General features: G+C 62.6%; 18 protein-coding genes and 4 tRNA genes. 7 read left to right on the top strand and 15 right to left on the bottom strand.

All coding sequences use genetic code 11. From position 1 onward, the window contains the following. Positions 1-39: 39 nt before the first annotated feature. Positions 40-513 (top strand): Spy/CpxP family protein refolding chaperone, encoded by a 474-nt coding sequence (locus tag B8115_RS16895; protein ID WP_010629014.1) that lies wholly within the window; start codon positions 40-42, stop codon positions 511-513. Between the two features lie 126 nt (positions 514-639). Here B8115_RS16895 and B8115_RS16890 read toward each other — a convergent pair whose 3' ends face one another. Next, complete coding sequence (locus B8115_RS16890; protein ID WP_010629013.1) at positions 640-2,172, bottom strand: uracil permease; 1,533 nt, start codon at positions 2,170-2,172, stop codon at positions 640-642. 154 nt (positions 2,173-2,326) lie between these two features. Here B8115_RS16890 and B8115_RS16885 point away from each other — a divergent pair, with 154 nt between their 5' ends. Next, a complete protein-coding gene (locus tag B8115_RS16885) occupies positions 2,327-3,073 on the top strand; it encodes a Crp/Fnr family transcriptional regulator (protein WP_026038191.1) in 747 nt (248 codons plus the stop codon). 73 nt (positions 3,074-3,146) lie between these two features. Here B8115_RS16885 and B8115_RS16880 read toward each other — a convergent pair whose 3' ends face one another. Both B8115_RS16880 and B8115_RS16875 read right to left on the bottom strand, forming a co-directional pair. Continuing rightward, positions 3,147-4,334, bottom strand: coding sequence for an amino acid aminotransferase (locus B8115_RS16880; protein ID WP_010629011.1), 1,188 nt, complete (start codon positions 4,332-4,334; stop codon positions 3,147-3,149). Continuing rightward, positions 4,335-4,673 (bottom strand): 4a-hydroxytetrahydrobiopterin dehydratase, encoded by a 339-nt coding sequence (locus tag B8115_RS16875; RefSeq protein WP_010629010.1) that lies wholly within the window; start codon positions 4,671-4,673, stop codon positions 4,335-4,337. A 110-nt stretch (positions 4,674-4,783) separates the two neighbouring features. On the opposite strand from B8115_RS16875, the gene B8115_RS16870 reads away from it, so the two are divergent. Continuing rightward, positions 4,784-5,395 (top strand): hypothetical protein, encoded by a 612-nt coding sequence (locus B8115_RS16870; protein ID WP_010629009.1) that lies wholly within the window; start codon positions 4,784-4,786, stop codon positions 5,393-5,395. Positions 5,396-5,401: 6 nt separating this feature from the next. Here the strand turns inward: B8115_RS16870 and B8115_RS16865 are convergent, their stop codons facing one another. Both B8115_RS16865 and cfa read right to left on the bottom strand, forming a co-directional pair. Further along, a complete protein-coding gene (locus B8115_RS16865; RefSeq protein ID WP_010629008.1) occupies positions 5,402-6,310 on the bottom strand; it encodes a GGDEF domain-containing protein in 909 nt (302 codons plus the stop codon). 227 nt (positions 6,311-6,537) lie between these two features. Then, positions 6,538-7,689, bottom strand: coding sequence for a cyclopropane fatty acyl phospholipid synthase (gene cfa / locus B8115_RS16860; RefSeq protein ID WP_026038190.1), 1,152 nt, complete (start codon positions 7,687-7,689; stop codon positions 6,538-6,540). Between the two features lie 197 nt (positions 7,690-7,886). Between cfa and pyrF the strand changes: the two genes are divergently transcribed. Beyond that, positions 7,887-8,588 carry an orotidine-5'-phosphate decarboxylase gene (gene pyrF / locus B8115_RS16855; protein WP_010629006.1) on the top strand — a complete coding sequence of 234 codons (702 nt, stop codon included), beginning with the start codon at positions 7,887-7,889 and terminating at the stop codon, positions 8,586-8,588. 28 nt (positions 8,589-8,616) lie between these two features. Here pyrF and lapB read toward each other — a convergent pair whose 3' ends face one another. From lapB to B8115_RS16840, 3 genes are read right to left on the bottom strand one after another with little or no spacing between them, the layout of a single operon-like run. Continuing rightward, positions 8,617-9,804, bottom strand: coding sequence for a lipopolysaccharide assembly protein LapB (lapB, locus tag B8115_RS16850; RefSeq protein WP_010629005.1), 1,188 nt, complete (start codon positions 9,802-9,804; stop codon positions 8,617-8,619). Next, complete coding sequence (locus tag B8115_RS16845; RefSeq protein ID WP_010629004.1) at positions 9,805-10,110, bottom strand: lipopolysaccharide assembly LapA domain-containing protein; 306 nt, start codon at positions 10,108-10,110, stop codon at positions 9,805-9,807. A gap of 27 nt (positions 10,111-10,137) precedes the next feature. After that, positions 10,138-10,434: an integration host factor subunit beta gene (locus B8115_RS16840; protein ID WP_010629003.1), complete on the bottom strand. Its 297-nt coding sequence runs from the start codon at positions 10,432-10,434 to the stop codon at positions 10,138-10,140. A 202-nt stretch (positions 10,435-10,636) separates the two neighbouring features. On the opposite strand from B8115_RS16840, the gene B8115_RS16835 reads away from it, so the two are divergent. Continuing rightward, entirely contained in the window at positions 10,637-10,930 is a 294-nt protein-coding gene (locus tag B8115_RS16835) for a succinate dehydrogenase assembly factor 2 (RefSeq protein ID WP_010629002.1), read from the top strand. After that, positions 10,890-11,285, top strand: coding sequence for a hypothetical protein (locus B8115_RS23425; RefSeq protein ID WP_158409657.1), 396 nt, complete (start codon positions 10,890-10,892; stop codon positions 11,283-11,285). The genes B8115_RS16835 and B8115_RS23425 overlap by 41 nt, the downstream gene beginning before the upstream one ends. Before the next feature lie 179 nt (positions 11,286-11,464). Here the strand turns inward: B8115_RS23425 and nadB are convergent, their stop codons facing one another. The 7 genes from nadB to uvrY form a co-directional block, all read right to left on the bottom strand. After that, positions 11,465-13,063: an L-aspartate oxidase gene (nadB, locus tag B8115_RS16830; RefSeq protein WP_010629001.1), complete on the bottom strand. Its 1,599-nt coding sequence runs from the start codon at positions 13,061-13,063 to the stop codon at positions 11,465-11,467. 88 nt (positions 13,064-13,151) lie between these two features. Further along, a tRNA-Leu gene (locus tag B8115_RS16825) sits at positions 13,152-13,238 on the bottom strand. 39 nt (positions 13,239-13,277) lie between these two features. Beyond that, positions 13,278-13,351, bottom strand: a tRNA-Cys gene (locus B8115_RS16820). 101 nt (positions 13,352-13,452) lie between these two features. After that, positions 13,453-13,527, bottom strand: a tRNA-Gly gene (locus B8115_RS16815). A gap of 71 nt (positions 13,528-13,598) precedes the next feature. Further along, entirely contained in the window at positions 13,599-14,147 is a 549-nt protein-coding gene (pgsA, locus tag B8115_RS16810) for a CDP-diacylglycerol--glycerol-3-phosphate 3-phosphatidyltransferase (protein WP_010629000.1), read from the bottom strand. Between the two features lie 67 nt (positions 14,148-14,214). Next, on the bottom strand, positions 14,215-16,029 hold the full coding sequence (gene uvrC, locus B8115_RS16805; RefSeq protein WP_010628999.1) for an excinuclease ABC subunit UvrC: 1,815 nt from the start codon (positions 16,027-16,029) through the stop codon (positions 14,215-14,217). Between the two features lie 24 nt (positions 16,030-16,053). Next, positions 16,054-16,707 carry a UvrY/SirA/GacA family response regulator transcription factor gene (uvrY, locus tag B8115_RS16800; RefSeq protein WP_010628998.1) on the bottom strand — a complete coding sequence of 218 codons (654 nt, stop codon included), beginning with the start codon at positions 16,705-16,707 and terminating at the stop codon, positions 16,054-16,056. Positions 16,708-16,958: 251 nt separating this feature from the next. On the opposite strand from uvrY, the gene B8115_RS16795 reads away from it, so the two are divergent. Then, a tRNA-Ala gene (locus tag B8115_RS16795) sits at positions 16,959-17,034 on the top strand. Positions 17,035-17,214 lie beyond the last annotated feature (180 nt).

The raw sequence follows: 17,214 nt of genomic DNA, 5'->3' as shown, positions 1-17,214 counted from the left end.
ACGAGCCATGAAAGCAACTCTGATGGAATGGAGTAACCAATGAAGCTCACCAAATTTGTGGCAACTCTCGCGCTCACCCTGGGCATCGCTGGCGCTGCGGCAGCGCAGCAGATGCAGGCACCGCCCCAGGGCGACCAGGTGGATCAGCTCGATCAGTTGCTCGATCTGGACGAGAATCAGCAGCAGGAAATCCGTGGCTTGCTCGACGAGGCGGAGCGACAGCTGGCACCCAAGGAGCAGGAGGCTCAGGCGTTGCAAGCGCGCCTCGGTGAGTACGTTGGCCCCGACTTCGACGAGAATGCCATTCGCCAGGATGCTGCGCGGCTGGGCGACCTGACCGGTGAAATTACTGCCGAGACGGTACTGCTGCAGTCCCGCATCGAAGCTGTCTTCACCGATGAGCAGCGTCAGCGCCTGGACGATGCGATTGCCCAGCAACAGCAGCAGATGCAGGACCTGCAGGATCAGATGCAGCAGCAGGGTGGTGAACAGCCCGCCCAGCCCATCCAGTAACTGTCTGACCTGGCAGGCTCGTCAATGACGAGTTGAGACAGCGGCTTCGCTCATGAAGGCGCTTCTTGCTGCGAAAAGCCCTGTCACTCGACAGGGCTTTTTGGTTGCATGGCCAGTGGGGCGTCATCAATCGGCGGAAGAGGGTTGCCGGTTGGATGCGGAATTGGCTGAGTATGGGGTGGCCAGCTTCTCTTGCTGCCAGGCGAAATAGAGGAAAAGCACGCCCATCACCAGGTAGCCCAACGTGAAGTCCCAGGCGGCGTTGAAGGCCAGCTTGGGCGCATGCATCAGGCCGACGAAGGAGAAGGCGGCCGCGACGCCGGCGAAAGCGGCGGCGCGGCGGAACTGGTGATCGATGACCGAAACGGTCATGGCGCCGATCAAGATGGCCATGAACATGGCGCCCTGGCCCAGCGGCACGATACCGGGCGAGATGCCTGCGACCGTCTCACCGGCGGCATTGTTGAAGCGGGTCATCACGTAGTTGGCGAAGTAGGGCAGCATGGCCAGTGCCACGGCGGGATAGTAACGCGTATCGTTGCTCTGAAAGGCAGTGGCGATCATCGACATGCCGACGAAGACCAGAATCGGGGCAACCACCGAGACCGGGATGATGGCCGCCAGGGCGGCAATCAGGCCGAACATGGTGGCCAAGGCGTAGACTGCACCATTGAGGATGCTGTAGCCGCGTCCTGCTCCCATCCACTTGGCACCTACGGTGGCGATGTAGACGGTGGTCGGGAAGACGCCGCCGAACAGCGCGCCGATCATGGTGCCGGCTCCATCTACCGCCTGGCATTCGCGAACGTCATACTTGTCGCCTGCGGCTTCCATCGCCTCGACGTTGTTCATGGTCTCGATGGCGTTGTACAGCGTGATCGGCAGTACCACCGTGAGCACCGCCAACATGCCGGTGAACAGCAGCCCAAGCCCCTCGAACCAGGCCATGTTGGGCAGCAACGGATAGAAGCCCAGATGGGTGAAGGCATCGCTGAAGCGCTCGCCGCCAGCATCGCCGATCAGGTAGGCCATGGCGGTGCCGATGACGATGGCGAACAGCGAGGTGGGCAGGCGGAACGGCATGGCGACGCGGGCCACCAGGCCGACGATGATGATCGCCAGTACCAACAGGCCGATGACCGGCATTTCCAGCGTCTTGAACAGCATCTCGCCGGCGATGAAGGTTAGTGCCACCCCCGCGACGGCACCGAGCATGGCTGCGCGGGGCAGGTGATACTGGACCCAGCGGCCGATGAGGCTCACGGCCGCCTCGATGGCGCCGCTGATGAAACAGGCCGCCACGGCAACCTTCCAGGCCAGCGTGGCATCGCCGGTGAGCTGTTTGGCGGGCAGCAGCACGCCGAACAGAAACACGAACATCACCGGAGTGGAAATACCGTAGGAGAGCGCGGTGACGTCGCTGCGATTTTCCTTGCGTGCCAGTCGGGCCGCACTCCAGGCATAGTAGAAATTACCCACCATCACGGCGACGGCGGCTCCCGGGAGCACCTGGCCGAAGACGATGGAGGCGGGGAACCCCATGCCCAGCATGGTGATCGCAATGATGACGAAATTCGCGATATTGTTCTGAAAAAGGGCGAAGAAGGCGTCGGTATCCTCCTTCTTGTACCAGGGGTAGTGCACAGGGGAAGCCGCCATGGTGAGCCTCTTATGAGTTGGGTTTGTATACAAGGCGCATCCAGTCTGGCCTGAGCCTGACTGATTGGTCAAGACTGCCTTTGTCGTATAATGCTGTAACGGTTTTGAGTGTTCACGTGCGTGGGCTTGCGTCTGCATCGAGAGGAGAGTACCGATGAGCTCAGAGGAGAGCTGTGTCGTTCGCCATTTTCGCCATTACCACCCGGTGTCAGACGAGGACGTTATGCTACTGGCCCGGCTGGAAGATAGCGCTACGCCGGTGCGGGCCGGCACTGTCCTGTGGGAGGAGCGAGACGAGGCTCATGAATTCTGCACGCTCAAGCATGGCTGGGCATTCTCCTACCGCGAATTGGAAAACGGGACTCGGCAGATCCTGGAGATCTACCTGCCGGGGGATATCATCGGTCTGCGCGAGTTCGCCTTCTCCCAGCGTCTGGCCGGCGTGCAGATGGTCGAGGATGGCGAGGTGTGTTTCTTTCCGCACCGCCACCTGGTCGATATCTTTCGGCAGTCCTTGACACTGACCTCCATCCTCTTCGCCATTGCCAGTCGTCAGCAAGTGCTGCTCACGGAGCGTCTGGTCAATCTGGCACGCCGCAATGCCCGCCAGAAGGTGGCCCACTTCATTCTGGAGATGTTTCAGCGCCTCCGCCAGACCGAGGCCAACGGCAGTGACAGTCTGCGCTTGCCTCTATCCCAAGAGATCCTGGCGGATCTGCTGGGGCTCAGCCCGGTGCATGTCAGCCGTACCTTTACCGCGCTGAACGACGATGGTCTGGTGTTCCGCGACCGATATCAGGTGAACATACCCGACCTGGACGCGTTGAAGCAGGAGGCGGGATTCGATGACCGCTATCTGATCGAGAACATGCGGCCGTTGTTCGATGGCAAGGAGGGCTGACGGGACCGTTGACCGCTCGCCCGAACGCAAAGCCCCGGCCTGAGCCGGGGCTTTGCGTTCGGGCGAGCGTTGCCTAGTTGACGGCCGCGATGGCCTTGGCCAGGTAGGGCAGGTTCTCGTGGGAGAAGCCGGCCACGTTGGCGCGACCCGAGCGCACCATGTAGATACCGAACTCGTCGCGCAGGCGGTCGACCTGCTCGGGCTTGAGCCCTGTATAGGAGAACATGCCGCGCTGCTCGGCCACGCAGGCATATTTCTGATCGAGTCCGTAGGGCTTGAGTGACTCGACGAAGTCGCGCCGCAGGGTATTGATGCGGTCGCGCATTTCGGTGAGTTCCTCGCGCCAGAGGGCGGCCAGTTCGGCAGAGTGCAGGATCTCGCTGACGATAGCGCCGCCGTGAGCCGGCGGGTTGGAGTAGTTCTCGCGTGCCACGATAGCTACCTGGGAGCGCACGTTCTCCATCTGCTCGCTGTTCTTCGCCACCATGATCAGGCAGCCGGTACGCTCGCAGTAGATGCCGAAATTCTTCGAGCAGGAGCTGGTGATGATGACCTCGTCGAGGTTTTCGGCCATCAGGCGCACGCCATAGGCATCCTCGTCGAGGCCTTCACCGAAGCCCTGATAGGCGAAGTCGATCAGCGGTAGCAGGTTGCGTTCGCGTACCACTTCGAGAATCTGCTGCCACTGTCCACGGTCCAGGTCGAAACCGGTGGGGTTGTGGCAGCAGGCGTGCAGCACGATGACGTCGCCGGCGGGAATCTGCTTGACGGCTGCCAGCATGCCCTCGAAATCGAGGCGGTTTTCGGCGTCGACGTAGGGGTATTTGTGCAGCTCGATGCCCGCAGACGTGAAGATGCCGTGATGGTTCGGCCAGGTGGGATCGCTCACCCAGATACCCTTGCCGGGAAGCTGGGCGCTGATGAAGTCGGCAGCCAGCCGAAGGGCGCCGGTGCCGCCCGGGGACTGAGTGGCACTGGCGCGCTTGGCGGCCAGCACCGGTGAGTCCTTGCCAAGCACCATGGGCAGAACCACTTCGCCATACTGGGGCGCGCCGTGGGAGCCGATGTAGGTCTTGGTGGTTTCGTTCTTGAGCAGCAGGGCCTCGGCTTCCTTGACGGCGCGCATCACCGGGGTGTTGCCCTGGGCGTCCTTGTAGACACCGACGCCGAGATCGACCTTCTGAGGATTGGTGTCCTTCTTGAAGGCCTCGATCAGGCCGAGGATGGCGTCCCCGGGGACCCGCTCAATATGTTCGAACATTTATTTCGCTACCTCGTCGGTTCTGGCGGCAAGTATGAAGTCGTTGCGATGCAGGCCCTTGATCTTATGGGTCCACCAGTTCACGGTGACCCTACCCCATTCGGTCAGGAGCGCCGGGTGGTGGCCAGCGGCCTCGGCAATCTCGCCCACGCGATTGGTGAACGCCAGCGCTTGACGAAAATTGGGGAAGGTAAAGACCCGCTCAAGTTGCATGATGCCATTGCGTTCGACAATCTGCCACTCGGGCACCTCGGGTTTGAACAGCCTGATTTCCGCTTCCGACACGGTGGGGGATTGGCGGCGGCAGGCCTCGCAGGGTTGACGCGAGAGCTGGGTCATGCCGGTTTCTCCTGAGGCATTTGGCCTTTGCATGGCTACGCTGTAGGGAAGGGAAGCCCTGAAATCAAGCCGGGCCGCCAATGCGGGGCTCGTCAGGGAGTCGAGTTTCAATGCATCAGCATAGCGCCTTGCCGCTCTGGCTCAAGTTGCTGTTCACCGGCTGGATCCTGTTCTGGGCGCCTGCCTTTGCCGTGATGCTAGGCGTGCAGAACTACTTCTGGTTGTGCAATGTCGCCAGCTTTCTGATCCTGCTTGGCCTGTGGCTGGAAAGCCGTCTGCTGCTGTCGATGCAGTGGCTCTCGGTGGCGCTGGTAGGGGCCTTCTGGACGCTGGATGTCGGCGTGGCCTGGTTGACCGGGGTACACCCGATCGGCGGCACCGAGTACATGCTCGATCCCGGACATCCCTGGCTGGCCAGGGTGCTGTCGCTCTATCACCTCATTCTGCCGGTGGTAGCCGGCTACGCCGTGCTGAGGCTGGGCTACGACTCTCGAGCCCTGAGGTGGCAGACGCTGCTGACCTGGTTGCTGCTGCCGCTCACTTATCTCTTCACCGAGCCCGAGCGCAACATCAACTGGGTGCACGGGCCTTTTGGAACCCCTCAGCAGTGGGCCGATCCGCTGCTGTACCTGCTACTGCTGGCCTTGGTCTGGCCACTCGTGCTTTACCTGCCGCTGCATGTCGTGATGCACTGGTGGCAAAAGCGACGCAATACCAGCTGACGCCGTTCAACTGACGACACGATTGCGCCCTTGGCGCTTGGCAGCATAGAGACTGCGGTCGGCCCTCTCGATCAGGGCGTCTCTCGGCTCTCCCAGGCGGTATTCGGCAAGACCGATGCTGGCGGTGAGCTGACCGGACGAGATACCGAAGTCATAATCGGCAATCTCGCTGCGCAGGCGTTCGGCGAGGGGACGGCTGGCGACCAGCGGGGTCAGCGGTAGGACCACGGCGAACTCCTCGCCGCCCAGGCGACCGATGACGTCCTCTTCGCGCAGCAGGTCATGGCACAGGGTAGCGAATTCGGCGAGTACCTGGTCGCCCTGGAGATGCCCCCAGGTGTCGTTGACTCGTTTGAAGTGATCCAGATCGATGAGCATCAACGACAGTGGGCTGCCGTGACGGTTGCTCCTGGCGATCTCTTCGTCCAGACGCGACATCAGGCGCCGACGATTGGCCAGACCGGTCAGATCGTCGGTATCCGAGAGTTTGCGCAGTCTTGCCTCTTCGGCCATCTGTTCGGTGATGTCGATCATCAGGCCATGCCAGAGCACGCCGGTCGCCGAATCTTCGGGCTGGGCGCGCAGCGCGACCCAGCGATAGCGACGACCGGAGAGGCGGATGCGGAACTTGGTGGCAATGGGAATGCGCCAGCGCGCCGAGCGCTCGATGGCGGCCATGACACGCGGGTGGTCCTCCGCATCCAGGCGGTCGAGCATGTGACGCGCATCCTGGCTCAGAGCGTGGCGGTCGATGCCAGGCAGGCTGGTGCCGCTTCCGGCCAGGTAGGGGAAGTGCATGTGGCCGGTTGGGTCACGATGAAACTGAAAGATGACGCCAGGCAGGCGTTCAGCGAAATCGTGCATGCCGATTGGCTCATTCAGCCCCCCACCCGTCATGGCATTGTCGTGTGGCATGCGGGTGTTCCTTGGTTTCCTGCTGCATCATTGCAAACAAGCTGTTGTTATATAACGGCTCGGCATAGTGCCTCAGGTAGGATGGCAGCGCGACGAGCATCTGCATCGGGGTAGAGCCGTTTAGCGAAGGCCTAATATACGATGTAACAGTGCGTAAATCACCTGTCTAGGGCTGTAAGAGATTGCCTACAGATTTTGTAAGCCATCCTTGACCGTATACCGTTCTCTCAGCGCGGCGCGTCGTATCGCACGGTGCGGCCGCGGGAAAAAACCACTTGCCAAAGCTGTATGTCGCGAGCGCGAAAGGCGCCGGCACATACCGACAGGTAGTAGCGGAACATCCGCTCGATGCGCTTGGAGTAACGGTCGGCTATCTCGTGCCACCGGGCATCGAAGTTGTTGCGCCAGGCCATTAGCGTCTTGTCATAGTCAGGGCCGAAGTTGTGCCAGTCCTCGAGCAACAGCAGGCCTTCGCTGGCGTCGGCGATGTATCGTGCCGAGGGCAGCACGCCATTGGGGAAGATATAGCGGTCGATCCAGGGGTCGACGGTGATCTCGGAGCTGTTCGAGCCGATGGTATGCAGCAGGAAGAGGCCCGTGTCAGCCAGTAGTTTCTCCACGGTCTGGAAATAGGTAGCGTAGTTGCGATGGCCGACATGCTCGAACATGCCGATGGAGACGATGCGGTCGAAGCGTCCGTCGAGCTCGCGGTAATCCATCAGGCGAATATCGACGGGCAACCCGGCGCAGCGCTGCCGGGCCAGCTCTGCCTGCTCGCGGGAGATGGTGATACCGGTGACGGTAACCTCATGGTGGCGGGCCGCATATTCGGCGAAACTGCCCCAGCCGCAGCCGATATCCAACACGTGCATGCCGGGGCGAAGCTCCAGCTTGCGGCAGGCCAGCTCGAGCTTGGCGAGCTGCGCCTCGTGAAGCGTGGTGGCCTCTCTCCAGTAGCCACAGGAGTAGCACATGGTCGGATCGAGCATCCGCTCGAAGAGATCATTGCCGAGATCGTAATGGGCTTCGCCGACCATGTAGGCGCGGGCCCTGCTCTGCAGATTGAGCAGCCCCGCCTGCAGCCGATACATGATTCGATTGGACGTTGGGCGGGCGCGTTCGCCGAGGCCGTGCTGGAGCAGGCGACAGGCCAGTTCGTCGAGGCTTTCGCACTCCCACCAGCCGTCCATGTAGGATTCTCCCAGTCCCAGGGAGCCCTGGCGCAGGATGCGTGAACAGAAGTCGGGATGATAGACCTGGGGGTCCCACGGGGCATCGCCGTTCAGGGTCACTCCCGAACCCTCCAGCAGTGCAGTGAGCAGTCGCTGGGTACGGTTGTCGGGCAGGGAGATAGGACCAATGCGTTGTTCGATTGTCATGGAGTCCTCCCAGTCCATCGGTTCGGGGCTTGGTCGTTGTCGTCACCTGAATCGCCACATGGCAAGATTTGCCGTGCAATCGCAAGGGACTGCATTAGGCAAGAGCATAGTTCAGAAGATAGCCCACTCGACGAAGAAGGGTTAACGCTCCCGGGCTGGTATAATCGCCGCTCAACTCGCCGTCGGAGTGCCGTAACGTGTCCTGTGATTCACCGCTGATCATCGCCCTCGATCACTCTTCCCTCGATGCCGCCCTGTGTCTGGCCGACCGGCTCGACCCTGCGCGCTGTCGCCTCAAGGTAGGCAAGGAGCTGTTCACACGCAGTGGTCCGGAGATCGTCGAGGCGCTCCACGGGCGTGGCTTTCAGCTTTTTCTCGATCTGAAGTTCCACGACATTCCCAACACCGTTGCCGGGGCCGTGCAGGCTGCAGCCGAGCAGGGGGTGTGGATGGTCAACGTGCATGCCAGCGGTGGGCGGCGAATGATGGAGGCGGCGCGTGAGCGGCTGGACCGGCACGGCCTCGAGACGCATCTGATTGCAGTGACGGTGCTGACCAGCATGACGGGTGAAGATCTTGCCGAGGTTGGCGTGGCCGCGCCGGCGGCGGAGCATGTCGAGCGTCTGGCCCTGCTGACCCGCGAGTGCGGCCTGGATGGCGTGGTCTGCTCGGCTCAGGAATCGACCAGGCTGCGGCAGCTGTGTGGCGCCGATTTTCTCAAGGTGACACCGGGTATCAGGCCGCGCAGTGCCGAGCATGGAGATCAGCGTCGCGTGATGACTCCGGCCGAGGCCATGGCGGCGGGAAGCACCCATCTGGTGATTGGCCGGCCGATCACTCAGGCGCAGGATCCCATGGCGGCGCTGGTGGCCATCGAGAAGGAGCTGGCGGTAAGCTGAGGTGCCGGCAAGCTAAGGTACCGGGAAATCACTCTCCCTCGATGCCGGTGATGGGACGCGTGGTGCCCCAACTGCGACAGCTGGGGCACTGCCAGTGCAGCGGTTGCCCGGCGAAGCCGCAGCGCTGGCAGCGGTGGCGTGGGCGAACCGCCAACAGGGCGTGGGTATGCTGCTTGAGCAACTGCAACCGGTTGTCGGGCGCGCCACGCTCTTGCTGTTGATGCTGATAGAGGTCCAGCAGGTAATCGAGCGCCCCCAGGCTGGGGGCGCGACTGAGTTGCTCGCTGACCAGGTCGATGGCCACTTGCAGGCCGAGCCTCTTGCGCTGGGTTTCGGCCAGCAGAATGATCAGACTGGTAACGTGGGCGCGCTCCAGCAGTTCCTCGAGGCAGGTCACCAGACCGGACTCGTCGTCGAGCATGCGATAGGCATGATGCAGCGGCTCGAGCACGATCGGCATCATGTCCAGGTCCTGATCGGGGATGCGCATGAGGATGCGAATGGCTTCGCGATAGTGGCCGGTATCCTGGGCCAGAGCTGACAGCAGCAGGTTGGCGCGTACGCAGCGTGGGTCGATGGAGAGCGCACGGCGCAGATGCTTGCGGGCCAGGCCCGGGCTTGCCGAGTGGCGCTCCTGATCGGCCATTTCGCACAGCCAGTGGGCCGCGGCGCGGCGTAAGTCGTCATGCTGGCGGACCAGATTGGGATAAGCGACGTCGAAAGCGGCCTGCCACTCGCCTTCACGATCGAACAGATCGGCCAGCAGCCGCTTGGCGGCATGGCGGATGTCGTCATGGCTGGTATCGCGGATCAACTGCTGGAGTAGACGCTCGCTGCGGTCGAACAGCCCCAGATGCAGAAAGTCGCGGGAGAGCTCGAGCTGCACCTGGTCGCTTTGCAGTGCGGTCAGGGTGGGGCGGGCCAGCAGGTTCTGGTGAATCTTGACGGCACGGTCGGCTTCGCCTCGGGTACGAAAGAGATTGCCCAGAGTGATATGAGTGTCGACGGTTTCGCTGTTGACCTCGAGTGCGCTGACGAAAGTCTCGATGGCGCGGTCGGGCTGCTCGTTTAGCAGATAGTTCAAGCCGACGAAGTAATCCCGCGACAGCGTGTTCGGCGGCGCGGGATTGCGATTACCCTGGCGCTCGCGTCGGCCTAGCCACCAGCCAATGGCAACGGCAGCCACCAGCAGGGCAAGCAGCAGGGCATCGGGCATTTAGGGCAGTTCCTTGAGCTCCTGAACGCGAAGCCGGTCGAGTTCCTTGCGCTGCTGGCGGTTCAGCCGCTGGGCGCGGGAGAGTGCAGTGCGCAGCCGCAGCCAGACTCCCGTCATCGCCAGCATTCCCAGCATGACGCCACTCACCAGGGCGGCCAGGAGCCAGACGGAGAGCGATACTGCCGGCAGCTCCAGCCAGATCAGGTTCAGCGGTACCGTCTGCTGGTTGTTGACGGCAAAGAGGATGCCGACAAGCAGGACCGCCAGCAGAATGATGGCAACGATCAGGCCTTTGAGCCAACGCATGTGTCTATCCCTTGTTAGTTCGAAAAATTAATAGCCGAGGGCGCGGCTGGCATTGACCTGCTCGCGAAGCTCCTTGCCGGGTTTGAAGTGTGGCACGAACTTGCCCTCCAGCGCGACCGGATCCCCGGTCTTGGGGTTGCGACCAACCCGCGGCTCACGATAGTGCAAGGAAAAACTGCCGAAACCCCTTATTTCGACACGCCCGCCTTCGGCCAGGGTGTCGGTGATGTCATCGAGGATCAGGCGAACCGCAGATTCGACTTCCTTGATCGAAAGCTCGGGCTGTCGCATGGCGATTTGCTCGATCAATTCGGATTTGGTCATCGGGTCATCTCTCCAGGCGATTCCCGGTCCGGTGGGACTGGGCGGCATTCTTATTCTACCCTCAGCATACTGCTCAAATCGTGATAAAACAACGCACTACGACCATGGTCAAGGAAATCGCACAATGTGAGGGTAGGCGCTGCCGTATTTTCGAGGGTTCGGTATACTGGTTGGCCATTCTTTCAGACCACCGAGGCCGACGTTGAGCGAAGCGAACACCCCCGATGCTGCAGCCTTGCGCAAGCGGCTCTATTGGCATTCACGGCGCGGAATGTGGGAGCTCGACCTGCTACTGATTCCCTTCCTCGAGCACTGCTACGATCAGTTGGGCGACGACGACCAAGCCGCCTACCGAGCACTGATCGAAGGTGAAGACCAGGATCTGTTCGCCTGGCTGATGAGGCGTGATCCGCCTGCCCCGGAGTTTCAGCGTATCGTGACGCTGATACAGCAACATGCCGAGAACGCCGACAACGATCCTCATCGCCCCGTCTAGGCTGGCGTGGTGCTGTCAGTTTCTGCTGGCCGTACTGGTCACGGGGGTCGTGCTCCACTTCGGGCCGAGCTGGCTGACAGTGCCGGCCGTGGGGTGGCTGGTGCCGCTGGCTTGGTGGCTGTGGTGCGGGCAGGCACGTGGCGTATTGCACATGCATCCGGAAGCAGCCGGCGGCTGGCGTTGGTCGTGGCAGCCTGAGCCTACTGTCGAGGCGGTGCCGGTCAGGTTGACTTGCGATTACCTTGGCCCCTGGCTGCTCGCGCTGAAACTCGACGGACGCAGGACATGGCTATGGCCCGACAGCGCGCCCGGCGATGCGTTACGCCAGCTGCGCCGCGCCTTAGGCTACGTCTGAAAACTGGCTGCGCTTGGCCATACGGCGTTAAAAATCAGCTCAAAGTACTCATTTACACCACGTAAACTCCGTCTTTTCGCTGATTTTTGCCTTGTCTGACCTTCGCTCGCCGACTTTCCAGACACAGCCTAGTGCGATGACGCGCGGCGTATCGGCTGAGCGCAGGCCGGATGGCGCCGTTACAGGCTCAGGTCGTGCAGATGCAGGCGCGACGGTAGTGGTGTCAGGCCGGTCTTCACGTGCTCCGGGCAATCGGGGTTGTAGTGCAGCCCGCGGGATTCGCGGCGCATGCGCGCCGCCTTGACGGTCAGGCGGGCCAGCCTGAGCGCATGCCACAGACTTGCCAGCGCCGTGCTGGGTGCGGCATTGGCGATGGCGCTTCGCACCTCATGTATCAGCGCGTCCAGTTCGTCGGCAGCGGCATCAAGCCCTGCGTCGCGGCGCACGATTGCCACATGCTGGCTCATGACGCTGCGCATACGAAGACGCCATTGCTGAATACGTTCGGCGTCGACCGACCCACTCCCTGAATGTGAAGGCGTCAGCGACGCCGGGGCGGTTGCTTCGGCGTGCGCCAGTCTGGCAGCGCAGCTACGGGCAAAGACCAGGCACTCCAGCAGCGAGTTACTGGCCATGCGGTTGGCTCCATGCAGGCCCGTGCAGGCCACTTCCCCGATGGCATACAGATGCGGCACGCTGGAGCGGCCGTCCAGGTCGGTGGCAATCCCGCCGCAGCTGTAGTGGGCGGCGGGCACCACGGGGATCGGCTGCCGGGTGATGTCCAGGCCGCGGCCAAGGCAGTGGGCATGGATGGTAGGGAAGTGATGACGGATGGCCGTTTCGCCCAGGTGTGTCACGTCCAGCCAGACATGGGGCGAGCCGGTGCGCTGCATCTCGGCGTCGATGGCGCGGGCGACGATGTCCCGCGGTGCCAGTTCGGCGCGGGGGTCGAGTTCCGGCATGAAGCGGCGTCCGTCGGTGCTGTAGAGGCGTCCGCCTTCGCCGCGCACTGCTTCGCTGATGAGGAAGGGTGGGCCTTCCGGATCGAAGAGACAGGTGGGGTGAAACTGCTGGAACTCGAGGTTCATCAGCTCGGCGCCCAGTTCGGCCGCCATCATCATACCTTCGCCGCTGGCAGGGTGTGGGCTGGTGGCATGGCTATAGATGCCGCTGGCGCCGCCGGTGGCCAGCACGGTGTCGTTGGCCACCAGTTCTTGCAGCTGGCCTTGCTCATCCAGGCAGCGTGCGCCGCGACAGCGGTTCTCGCTGTCCGACAGCAGGTCGATGGCCACCAGGTCGTCGCGGATCGTGATGGCGGCATGCCCCTCGGCATGGCGCTTCAGCGTATCCAGCACGGCACGTCCGGTGGCATCCTCGGCGTGGATGATGCGGCGCGTGCCGTGTCCGCCTTCGCGAGTCAGGTGGTAGGGATAGCTGGCGGTGGGGCTGTCGTCGCGGGTGAAGGGCACGCTGAGCGAGAGCAGCCATTCGATGGCCCCGGGCCCCTGTTCGACGGTAAAGCGCACGGCCCGCTCGTCACACAGCCCATCGCCGGCCACCAGTGTATCCGCTACGTGGGCATCGAAGTCGTCCTGGGGGGAGAGCACCGCGGCAATGCCGCCCTGGGCCCAGCGGCTGGCACCCTGGTCGTCGCTGGCGGGGCGCACCAGTGTGACGCGACGCGTCTCGGCGGCATGCAGGGCGAGGGTCAGGCCGGCGACACCGCCACCGATGACCAGTACGTCATGTTCGCTACGAGCCAGTATGCTTGGGGCCATGCGGGTTCTCGCTGAAGCCTGTTGCATCAGCCAGCTTGGCTCAAAGGTGCCTGAGGTTACAGGGATGAGAGTGGGATAGCGAAGAGCCTGGTGCCCGGAGCCGGGCTTGAACCGGCACGGTGTTGCCACCGAGAGATTTTAAGTCTCTTGCGTCTACCAATTTCGCCATCCGGGCGGCACGGTTTCGAGCAGGCAGCTGAAAGGGAACAAGAAATGGAGGCTGGAGTCGGAATCGAACCGGCGTACACGGAGTTGCAGTCCGCTGCATAACCACTCTGCCATCCAGCCTCTGAGAGTCGTATTGGGCGGGAAGGAGATCGATCGGACCGGCGTTCCGGCTCACGACCCTCTCGATACCGCCTCTCCTGGAGCTTGGCCCGCAAGAGATTTGGAGCGGGAAAGGAGATTCGAACTCCCGACCCTCGCCTTGGCAAGGCGATGCTCTACCACTGAGCTATTCCCGCTCGACTCGAGAGCGAATTATACGGATAAGCCGCTTAGTGTCAATCACTTGTTGGCGTTCGCTGCTGTCAGCCTACATGGCGCGGGACAGGTGGGGCCAGGCGGCGCGCAGGTACATCACCATCGACCAGAGCGTCATGATGGCGGCCGCATGCAGGGTCAAAACGCCCAGCAATGAGAGCTGAGTGCCGGGTGCGAAAGCCAGTAGCAGCAGTAGCGCAATCATCTGCATGGTGGTCTTGGCCTTACCCAGCCAGGAAACGGCCACTTTGCCGCGCTTGCCCATTTCGGCCATCCATTCGCGCAGCGCCGAAATCACGATCTCACGGCCGATGATCACCAGCGCCGGCAGGGTCAGCCAGATGCTGTCGAAGCGCTCGATCAGCAGCGCCAGGGCTACGGCAACCATCAGCTTGTCCGCTACCGGATCGAGAAAGGCGCCGAACGGGGTGGACTGATTCCAGCGACGGGCCAGGTAGCCGTCGAGCCAGTCGGTCACGGAGGCCAGGGCGAACAGGCCGGCCGCCACCGGCATGCTCCAGGTGTAGGGAAGGTAGAAGAACACCACCAGCAGCGGGATGAAGGCGATTCTTGCCAGCGTCAGGATGTTGGGGATGTTCATTGACGAGGGGTCCTTGCCTAAGATCAGGAAAGCTGAAGAGGCCCCATTCTATCTGTACCGGGCGCCATCATCCATGCAAGGAGCGATGAATCGCTTCGGCCAGCGCGGCGCTGATGCCGGGAACCCGGGACAATTCTTCGCGGCTGGCCTGCTTGACCCCCTGCAATCCGCCGAAGAAGCGCAGCAGCTCACGCCGGCGCTTGGGTCCGATGCCGGCGATATCTTCCAAGGCGGAGCTGCGGCGGGCCTTGTCACGGCGGTTGCGGTGTCCGGTGATGGCGAAGCGGTGGGCTTCGTCGCGCACGTGCTGGATCAGGTGCAGTGCGGGCGAGGACGCCGGCAGGTCGAGGGTGCGATCGATGGTTTCGATGAACAGGGTCTCGAGGCCGGCCTTGCGCGTGGTGCCCTTGGCCACGCCGAGCAGCAGGATGTTGCTGACTCCCAGCTCGGCAAGGACCTCGCGGGCCAGGTTGAGCTGCCCCTTGCCGCCATCCAGCAGCAGGATGTCCGGGGCGATGCCTTCCCCCTCGGCAAGACGCCGAAAGCGTCTGGTGAGTGCCTGGCGCATGGCGGCGTAGTCGTCGCCTGCGGTTTCACCCTCGATGTTGAAGCGACGGTAATCGGACTTGCGTGGACCATTGCGGTCGAATACTACGCAGGAGGCCACGGTGGCCTCGCCGTGGCTGTGGCTGATATCGAAGCATTCGAGTCGCTCGGGCGGGTCGGGGAGTTCCAGGGCGGTTTGCAAGCTGCTGAATCGCCGCTCGAGTTCGCCCTGGCTGGCCAGTCGGCTGCCGAGCTGCTGTTCGGCATTGGTTCTGGCCAGTTCCAGCCACTGGCTGCGGTGGCCACGCACCCTGTGGGTGACCCGGACGCGCCGCTCGGCGCGACTGCTCAGTGCGCTTTCCAGGATGTCGCTGTCGGGCAGTGGCAGGCTGCCGATCACCTCGCGCGGTATCTCGCGCCCCTGGCCCAGGTAGTACTGACTGACGAACTCGCCCAGCAGCTCGGCGGGATCGAGCCCCAGGCCATTGTCCGGCGCGTGATGGCGAGCGCCCAGTAGCCGCCCCTGACGAACCGCCAGTACGGAGATGCACAGTGCTCCTTCGCGTTCGGCCAGGGCAAAGACGTCGGCGTCGCCGCCTTCCGTGTCGACGAACTGGCGGTGCTGCAGCTGGCGCAGGTGCTGGATCTGGTCGCGCAGGCGGGCTGCATCCTCGAAGGCCAGATTGCGGCTGGCTGTCTCCATGGCCTCGGTCAGCTCCTGGGTGACCTGTTCGCTGCGGCCTTCGAGGCACATTACCGCGTGCTCAAGGTCGCGACGGTAATCGGCTTCACCGATATAGCCCACGCAGGGTGCGGTGCAGCGTCGGATCTGGTACTGCAGGCAGGGGCGCGTGCGATGGGCGAAGACGCTGTCCTCGCAGTTGCGTATGCGAAAGATCTTCTGCATCAACGACAGGCTTTCACGTACGGCGTTGCTGCTGGGGTAAGGGCCGAGGTAGCGGCCGTCCTCATGGCGCCGACGGGCTCGCTTGTACTCGAGCGCCGGGAACGGATGGCGGTCGGTGACGAAGACGAAGGGATAGGACTTGTCGTCGCGCAGCAGGATGTTATACGGCGGACGCAGCTCCTTGATCAGGGTCTGCTCGAGCAGCAGCGCCTCGATTTCGCTGCGCGTGACCGTCACTTGCACATCGGCGATGCGCGACACCATGGCCTGGGTCTTGGTATTGAGCGCGCCGCGGAAGTAGCTGGCCAAGCGCGCCTTCAGACGCTTGGCCTTGCCGACGTAGAGTGTTTCACCGTGCTCGTCCAGCATGCGGTAGATGCCCGGCGACTGGGTGAGGTTGGCGAGGAACTGGCGTGAATCGAAGCTCATGGTGCTAGGATACCAGACGCCCGCTCAGCTCGTGGGAGTGGTGTCGAACCCCTCTACCAGGCCGTGCTTCAGTCCCAGGTGCGTCAGCTCCACGTCGGTTTCGACACCGAGTTTCTCGAAGATTCGGTAGCGATAGGTGTTGACGGTCTTGGGGCTGAGGAACAGCCGGTCGGAGATCTCCGAGACCCGCTGACAGTTGACGATCATCATGGCGACCTGTAGCTCGCGCTGGGAAAGCTTGTCGAACGGATTTTCCTCGGAGTCGAAGCGCGACAGCACCAGACGCTGGGCGATGTCCGGGCTGATGTAGCGGTGGCCGGCAAAGACGCTGCGAATGGCTTCGACCATGTCCTCCACCTGGGTGTCCTTGCTGATGAACCCCCCGGCACCGGCTTCGAGCATGCGCTGGGCGAAGTTGTCCTCCATGAAGCCGGTCAGGGCCAGAATGCGTACGTCGGCGCTGTTGCGCATGATCTTGCGTGTAGCCTCGAGCCCGCCGATGCCCGGCATGCGCAAGTCCATCAGTACCACGTCCGGCTCGAGCGTGCGGCACAGCGTGACGGCTTCTTCGCCGCTGGCGGCTTCGCCCAGCACTTCTATGTCTTCTTCGTTCTCCAGCAGGCGAGCGAGGCTGGTACGAACCAGGTGATGGTCATCGACAATGAGCACCTTGATCAAGCTGACATTCCTCGTCATTACGGCGGCTGCCGTCAGGCAGGGGCCGCAGGCTCGTGATCGGATTCCGCGATGCTATCGAGTGAACCCACGTAGTCCTGGGCAAGCTTGCCATACTCGCCCGACAAGGGAAATTGAATGAGTATCCGCTTTCCATGGTATTTCTCAACGAAGGCCATCATCAATGTTCAGGTATTGACGGAGCTGCGTGTGGCGAGTAAGATTCGCCTCGTTCTCGCAAGGCGAGTGCACGTGGGGCCTTAGCTCAGCTGGGAGAGCGCAACACTGGCAGTGTTGAGGTCAGCGGTTCGATCCCGCTAGGCTCCACCAACAAGCTTCGACGAATCAGCCGCTTGGCGCATCGCGCCAGGCGGCTTTTTCTTGTGCCCATAAACCCCGAAAAATACCCGTAAAATTCCCTATACCCTCGACCAAGTCGAGAGGGTGCCTTGCTTCTTTCCGCTCTGCATGCGCCAGGTCTTCGTCCAGCGGGCTTCGTCGTGTTCGCCG

The organism is Halomonas sp. KM-1, from assembly GCF_000246875.1.
GTDB lineage: Bacteria > Pseudomonadota > Gammaproteobacteria > Pseudomonadales > Halomonadaceae > Halomonas > Halomonas aerodenitrificans.
The sequence above is the reverse complement of the archived record's forward strand: the minus strand, read 5'-3'. Positions and strand labels throughout refer to the sequence as shown.